The organism is Streptomyces sp. NPDC007162 (assembly GCF_040634175.1).
In the GTDB taxonomy this organism is placed as follows: domain Bacteria; phylum Actinomycetota; class Actinomycetes; order Streptomycetales; family Streptomycetaceae; genus Streptomyces.
In genome coordinates, this window is the sequence record NZ_JBEYFC010000462.1 from 1 (window position 1) to 7,142 (window position 7,142).

The 7,142-nt window shown below is 71.7% G+C and carries 6 protein-coding genes and 1 pseudogene; all 7 read right to left on the reverse strand.

The annotated features are described in order from the left end of the window. Positions 1 to 116 precede the first annotated feature (116 nt). Entirely contained in the window at positions 117 to 1,088 is a 972-nt protein-coding gene (locus ABZ646_RS35985; RefSeq protein WP_360528658.1) for a 2-oxoglutarate and iron-dependent oxygenase domain-containing protein, read from the reverse strand. 55 nt (positions 1,089 to 1,143) lie between these two features. After that, positions 1,144 to 2,364, reverse strand: coding sequence for a galactosyltransferase-related protein (locus ABZ646_RS35990; protein ID WP_360528661.1), 1,221 nt, complete (start codon positions 2,362 to 2,364; stop codon positions 1,144 to 1,146). A 53-nt stretch (positions 2,365 to 2,417) separates the two neighbouring features. Next, positions 2,418 to 3,533 carry a VOC family protein gene (locus ABZ646_RS35995; protein ID WP_360528664.1) on the reverse strand — a complete coding sequence of 372 codons (1,116 nt, stop codon included), beginning with the start codon at positions 3,531 to 3,533 and terminating at the stop codon, positions 2,418 to 2,420. Then, positions 3,530 to 4,453: a sugar nucleotide-binding protein gene (locus ABZ646_RS36000; protein WP_360528667.1), complete on the reverse strand. Its 924-nt coding sequence runs from the start codon at positions 4,451 to 4,453 to the stop codon at positions 3,530 to 3,532. The genes ABZ646_RS35995 and ABZ646_RS36000 overlap by 4 nt, the downstream gene beginning before the upstream one ends. Further along, positions 4,450 to 5,514, reverse strand: coding sequence for an ROK family protein (locus ABZ646_RS36005; protein WP_360528670.1), 1,065 nt, complete (start codon positions 5,512 to 5,514; stop codon positions 4,450 to 4,452). The genes ABZ646_RS36000 and ABZ646_RS36005 overlap by 4 nt, the downstream gene beginning before the upstream one ends. Continuing rightward, positions 5,511 to 6,629 (reverse strand): sugar phosphate nucleotidyltransferase, encoded by a 1,119-nt coding sequence (locus tag ABZ646_RS36010; RefSeq protein ID WP_360528673.1) that lies wholly within the window; start codon positions 6,627 to 6,629, stop codon positions 5,511 to 5,513. The genes ABZ646_RS36005 and ABZ646_RS36010 overlap by 4 nt, the downstream gene beginning before the upstream one ends. Further along, positions 6,630 to 7,142, reverse strand: a pseudogene (locus tag ABZ646_RS36015) (2-epi-5-epi-valiolone synthase); the annotation flags it as partial.

A 7,142-nucleotide genomic window follows, 5' to 3' on the forward strand; every position in this document is an offset into this window, starting at 1 on the left:
ATCCCTGAGATTCCGATGAGGAGCGGGGCGGCGGGGGACCGGCGTGTTCTCTCCAAACGAGTCGGCAGACTGGCCCGTGCCACCCCCATACCGCCCACGAGGGCGCAACCCCCACCTCATCCGAGGGTGACGGTGACACCGACCTTCTCCAGGATGTACGGGCCGGCCACCACGGGGCTCATGCCCTCGCCGCCGCCGACCGGGGCGGCCAGCGGAACCACTTCGGTGTCGGGGTCGGTCTCGAAGAAGCAGACCAGCGAGACCAGTTCCTCGTCCGGAGCGGTCTCGCTCGGGGCGAGGACACGGTGCCGCAGCGAGCGCCAGCGGCCGTCCGTCCACAGGTTCATCAGGTCGCCGAGGTTGACTACCAGGGTTCCCTCCTCGAAGGGCGGCTTGAACCAGCCCTCCTCCTCGTTCCACACCTCCAGACCGCCGACGCCCTGCTGGCGGTCGAGCAGGCTCAGGGTGCCGAAGTCGGTGTGCGGTCCGACCCGCATCTGCCCCTCCCGCACATCGCCGATGGCTTGCAGGGACGGATACCAGTTGACGTTCTGGGTCCAGGTGGCACGCCGCGACTTGGCGGTGAAGAAGTCCTCGGACAGGCCCAGGACGATCGCGAGGACCTCCAGTACCTCGTGGGCGACCCGGGTCATGTGGCCGGTGTACTCCAGCGCAGTGCTTCCCAGGGCAGGCTGCTCTTCGGGCCACTTGTTGTCCGGGTAGTAGGTTTCGTCGAAGGCGGCGTCGCCGGTGCGGTGGTCCGGTCCCATGTGGTACGCCTCGTGCAGGTCGGGGCTTCCGGACATGCCGTCGACGGCACCCACGTCGAGCGCGCCCAGGCCACGCCAGCCGTTGTCGTAGGGGCGGGCGACGGAGTACCGCTGCTTGGTCTCGGTGGGCAGCCCGAAGAACGCGCGACCCTCGGCGCGCATCCGGTCGGTCAGCTCTTCCGGCACACCGTGGCCGCGCAGCAGGAACAGGCCGGTCTGGCGTAGGGAGGCGTCGAGTTCGGCGGCTGCAGCCGCACGCCGGTCCGTACCGGCCGTCGCCCATTCGGTCAGATCCAGGACGGGAACGTGACGTGACATGGATGTCTGCCTTTCTCGCAGAGAGGAGTCGAGGAGGCTGCAGGTGCGGGCCGGCTCAGTCGGTCGGTGCGCCGGCCGACTGCCGAAGGAAGCGCTCGGCGTCGCCGATGGCCGTGGCCGAAGGACCCCAGCTCAGTGCGGGAATGTGGGCGTTGACCAGTTCGCCGTCCTCGCGCAGCACCGCGGACGACGGGTGGTACATGTGCAGGAGCGGGTCGTGGTATTGGTCGAACGCGGAGTGGGTGTCCATGCGGTAGGCGAAGTCGTTGTCCTCGCCGCCCCAGCCCTCGAAGCGTTCGTCCATGCCGCCGATGCGGTGGAAGGCACTGGTACGCGCCCAGACGCAGCACCCCGGAGGCCGGCGCAGGACGAAGGCGCGCAGTCCTTCGACGTCGGGCTGGTCGTGGCCCTGCCACAACCGTTGGTCGATGGCCCGGGAGGTCGACGTCTCGTCCAGGCACCACATGTCGCGATAACTGAGATGGCCCATCACACCGGGCCGCTGAAAACGGGCGGCGTTGCGGGCAATGAAGTCGCGGTCCGCGAGGGCGTCGGCGTCCAGGATGCACACGACCTCGGCGCGGCCAGGGGCATTGACGACGCCCACGTTGACCGCCCAGGACTTGTTGAAGGCGCCCGGCTTGTACGCGAAGAGGTAGTGGTCGGTGTACGGCAACAGAGTGTCGCGCCAGCGAGGGGTCTCGTCCGTCTCCACGACCACGACCTGGTAGAAACCGCGGGGCGCGGACTGGTCGCGCAGGGCCTGCAGACAGGCCAGCAGGTTGCGCAGGCGCAGCCCGGGACCGCGGTCGCGGAAAGGGATCACAACCAGCACCTCGGGGGTGTCGCCGGGGCCGAGCCGGCGGCCGGGAGCGCGGGCGCCGAGGTTTTGAAGGGTGCGGGGGTCCTGACCGGTCGTGGTGTAACCGCGACCCAGGTGGTACCCGAGGCGGGAATTGGCCTCGGCCTGCCATGCCCGCTGGAAGAGGGCCGTCAGGGCGGAGGAGGGGCCCTGTTCCGCGGACTTGACCAGATGCCGGGCCAGCAGATGGTGCACATCGGGGTCGGCGGGCCGTTCCCGCAGGTCGGCGACGAGACGGCCGACAGCCTCGTCCCCGGTCCGCCCGGCGGCCTCCACCACGGCCCTGCGGAACTCCAGGCCGCGTTCCCAGTAGAAGACGCTGGCCTCCCGGGCCTGGGGATCGGCGTCCACGGCGAGCGCGGTGACGACGGATGCCGCCAGCGTCTCCGGGTCGGTCGGGGTCAGGGTGCTCACGGGAGTCCTTTCCGTTGGTCGTTCGTCGGCGCCGCGGCGGGACGCGGGCGCGGTCACCGGTCCCGCCACCGAAGGCCGTGGGCGGCACGACGGCGCGCCGCGGTGCCGCGCTCGTAGGGGAGTTCGCCGTCGGGCATGCGGACCACCTCGACATACAGTCCGACAGAGGTGCGGACGTACACCCAGCGGTCGCCGGCGAGCGGACCCTCGTCGATGGTCTCGGGGCCTCCGAGCACCTCGCAGCCGGGATGGGCGGCCAGGTACGCGGCGGCGGCGTCGACATCGTCGACGTACAGCGCAAGGTGGCTGCCGCCGACGTCGCTGTTGCGCGGGCGGCGGGTACGGGCACGGGGCAGGCCCCGGTAGCAGTCGAGTTCGATGTTGTCGGTGGGTCCGGCCCGCAGAGCCGACCGGTGCAGGACGCCGCCGGCCGGGACGCCGAGGGCGGCGGCGAGACGGGGGTCGGTCAGGTCGTACGCGGTACGGCCGAGGGGCTCGGCGCCCAGCACCCGGACGAAGAAGTCCTCAGCGGCGTCCAGGTCGGGCACGCTGTACGTGATGTGGTCCACACCCCGGACCGTGGGCAGGGCCCGGGACGCGGCGGTGCCGTTGTCGCGGTTGGTCCAGGGGCCGGCGGGGGTGTGACGGCGGGCGGCGCAGGGTGCGTGGGAGGGCACCGACCGCAGTTCGAGCGGGACGCCCAGGGGGGTGCGCAGACGGACCCAGCGCGCACCGGCCGACGGGCCGGGCACGGTGCGGACCGGACCGAGGGCGTGGCCGTGGCCGCGGGCGTGCAGTGCCGCCAGCGCCGCGTCGACATCGTCGGCGTACAGGCTGAAGTGCAGGGCGCCCGGGTCGTGCGGGCGGGGCGGTCGAGCGATGTGGTCGGGCGCGGTGTACTGGAAGAGCTCCAGGTTGGTGGTGGGACCCAGGCGCACCAGGGCGATCTCAGCGGCCGCCCGGGGATGCACGTCGAGGTGCTCGCGCATCCAGTCGTCGTCGTGTGCGAGCGGGGGCAGCCGGTAGACGAGTTCGCCACCGAGTACGTCGACCGTGTAGCCGATGGCGGCGTCCAGGTCGGGGACGGTGAGAGCGAAGTGGTCGATCCGGCGGGCGGTGGGCACGCCGGCCGCCGGACCGGCCACGTGCGCTGCCGTGTTCGCGGTCACGTGGTGCTCCTCGGCTGCGGGAGGACAAGGTGGTTGAGTAGGAGCTGGGTGGCCTCGTGGACCGGGCGCGGCCTCAGTGCCGCGGTCGCGGGGTGGGTGGCGAGCAGCTCGCTGGACAGACAAGTGGACGGCGGCCGGTGGGCGTAGCGGCCGTCGGCGCGGGGCTCGGGGACGACCCGCGCGGCGGGCAGGCCGAGACCGGCGGCGATGTCGGCGGCCCAGTCGGCGCGGGAGATGCGGTCCGGGCCGCCCAGGTGCACCAGACGGGGCACGGCGGGGGCGGCGAGCAGGGCGCGGGTGGCTTCGGCGACGTCGTCGACCAGGACGGGAGTGGTCCACTGGTCGTGGGGGGCGCGCACCGTCTCGCCGGCCTGCAGCCGGTGGACACAGGCGGCGAAGAAGTTCAGCCACTTGGGGGTGTCGGCGGCTTCCCAGCCGTAGATCAGGCTGACCCGCAGCAGGACGACATCGGGGAGAGCGGACAGGATGTCCTCGGCAGCGAGCTTGGCGCGTCCGTAGGCATTGGCGGGGTTAGGGGAGGCGGATTCGGTCGAGGTGACGGCGGTGCCGTCGAAGACGTTGTCGGTGGAGACGAGTACCACCCGGCGTTCGCCGACCGCCCGGGCGACCAGGCGGGCCGCGCCGGCGTGGCCTGCCATCGTCTCCCGCGGATGGCTCTCGCACCACGTGACGTCGGAGGGGCCGTGCACGAGGACGACGCTGTCGGCGCCGGTGCGCTCCAGGACGGCGGCGAACGCGCCGGGCACGACGACGTCCAGGGCGGTCCAGAGGGGGGTGGTGGGGGAGCCATCGTTGAAGGGCGGGGTGCGAGAGGCGAGTACGGCCTCGTGCCCGTGGAGGAGGAGGCCGCGGGCGATGGCTCGGCCGACGAAGCCGCTGCCGACGATCAGGACCTTCACCGGTCACCTCCGGTGCCCGCAGTCGCCGGCAGGGTGTGGGCGATCATCCTGGCCATGCCGATCAGACAGTGGTCGTCGTCGGCCGCGCCCAGGGCGAGCATGTCGCGGATCTGCGGTTCGTCGATCCCGAAGCAGCCCAGCCGGGTGAGCTGGTCTCCCAGCAGCCGGATGAAGTCGGGGCCGACGGCCGTGGCGAATCCGCCGATGAAGAGGTACCGGCGGATGCCGATCGCGGTGAAGACACAGTTCACGGCCTGGGCCAGGGGCAGCAGGCAGGTGCTGAGCACCCCGGTCGCGAAGGGGTCGCCGGCGCGGACGGCCTGGGCGAGGGCCTGGTTGGTGATGCCGCTCGGGTGGTGGGCGGCGGGTACCGCGAGCGCGGAGGAGGCGAAGCCGCGCGGGTCGTCGTCGGCGGCGCGGCGGGCAGCCAGCAGGACCCCGCGGCCCGAGGCGATGCCGCCGAGGTGGCCGCGTCCGCCGCATTCGCAGGGGACGGCGTCCTCGCGGGGATCGACGCGCCAGTGCCCGATCTCTCCGCCGTGTCCGGCGTCGTCGACGAGCACCTCGCCGTGCCGGAACACCTTGTGCCCGATGCCGGAGCTGACGGTGATGAGGCAGAAGGGATCGCTTTCGGTGGCGGCATAGCGCCAGGCCGCGGCAGTGATGTCGTTGGCGACGACGACGGGGACGGGGAGCCGCCGTGTGAGGATGTCGCGGATTGGCAGCGGTGCGGCCGCGCCGCCCCACAGGGTGGGACCAGCGAGGACCGTGCCGTTCTTGGTCAGGGGTCCGGCGAAAGAGACACCGACGGCGTCCGCGCCGGCCCCGTGCGGGGAGCGCAGGTACTGCTCCAGTTCACCGACGAGCTGGTCGACGATCCGGTCCTGCAGAGCCTGGGGCGGCAGCGCGCGGTGGCAGCCGATGCCTTCGGTGGGTATGCGGCGTACGGACGCGGTGTCCAGGGCGCCGTCGGTGGTGCGGCCCAGGCGCAGGGTGGTGCCTCCGAGGTCGGCGACGACGTACCCGCGGGGACCGACCGTGGCCGGGGGTGCGCTGGTCACCGGCTGACACCTCCGAGGGCCGCGGCGGGTCCGCAGTGCTGCACGGTGCCGTTCTCCAGCACGATGGCGGTGGCGAGGTCGGTGCCCGCCGGGACGCGGGTCCCCGGCAGCAGGACGCAGTCGCGGACCTGGGCGCCGGGTTCGACGTGCACGCCGGGGTAGACCACGCAGTGCTCGATGTGCCCTTCGTTGACCAGATCGTCGGCCACGATGCTGGCGTGCACGCCACCCTCGTGGCCGACGTACCGGCGGGGGACGTCGGGGCGGACGGTGTTCGGCAGGTCGGCCAGGGTGAGGGTGGGTGGGGCGGCGAGCAGACCGAGGTGGGCGCGGTGGTAACGCTCGATGGTTCCGATGTCCTCCCAGTAGCCGGTGACCTCGTAACCGCGGATGCGTTCGCCGGCGGCCAGCATGGCGGGGATGACGTCCCGGCTTATGTCGTGCTGCCAGTCGGTACCGTCGAGGCGTTCGAGGTAGCGGTGCAGGGTGGGTGCATCGAAGACACAGAACGCGGCGAACACCAAGTCACTGGTGGGGTGCTGGGGCTTTTCCACGAACTCGGTCAGATGGCCGGCCCCGTCGAAACCCACCATGCCGAACAGGTGCACCCAGCGTCGTTCTATGCGCTGGTAGGAGACGGTCAGCGCGGCGCCGTCGGCGCGGTGCCGTCGGATCATGTCACGGTAGTCGAAGCGGTAGACGTGGTCGGCGTGCAGGACCATCACTTCGGAGGTGCCCGGGCCGAAGACGTAGCGCGCCTTGCGGAGCAGGGCGTCGGCGGTGCCGCGTTCCTCCGGCCAGGTCCGTTCCGGCAGGGTGTGCGGAAGTGGCCCGGTGGCCTCCTGGTACGCGGCGTCGTACGGTCCGAAATGCACCCGGAAGCCGTCGGCGGTGCGGTTCCACACGGTGTGCAGGTCGTCCATGAGCTGTCGTTCCTCGTACTGCGACAGCAGCAGCACCTCGTGGAAGCCGGAGGCGCGGGTGTTGGCGAGGCTGAAGTCGATGAGCCGACTGGTGCCTCCGAACGGCACCAGGGGCTTGAGCCGACCCTGTCCCAGGGGCCCCATCCGGCGGCCCTCGCCACCGGCCAGCAGTACTGCGCGTACGCCGTCCATTCAGACCTCCCGGCCGGCGGAGAGGGACGTCCGCGCCATGAGGGCGCCGATGTCGCGCAGCGCATCCACAGCGGTGTCGAGTTCGTCGCGGGTGACATCGTTGACGAAGCGGACGTGCCCGATGCCGTCGGGCAGCGGCAGTAACTGCTTGCCGTCGCGGTGGCGCACCGTGTCGTCAAGGCCGCGGGCGATGAGTTCGGTGGTGCACACCGGGTGCCAGGTCGGCAGGCCGAGGTCAGCCATGACGCCGAGGACGCGGTGCAGCTCGGTCTCGTCGAGCAGGCCGCGCCGGTGGGCGAGGACCGAGCTGAGCGCCATGTCGATGCAGACCGCCTCGCCGTGCAGCAACTCCGGCAGCGCCTCCATCTCGACGGCGGGGGAGAAGGAGTGGCCGAAGTCGACCAGGCGCTGCAGGTCGTGCTCCCAGAGGTTGGGCTCGAGTTCCTCCAGCATCCCGTCGATGGCCAGCCGCATCACCTCGGTGGCGATTCGGTCGCCGTCCGTCCCGGTACC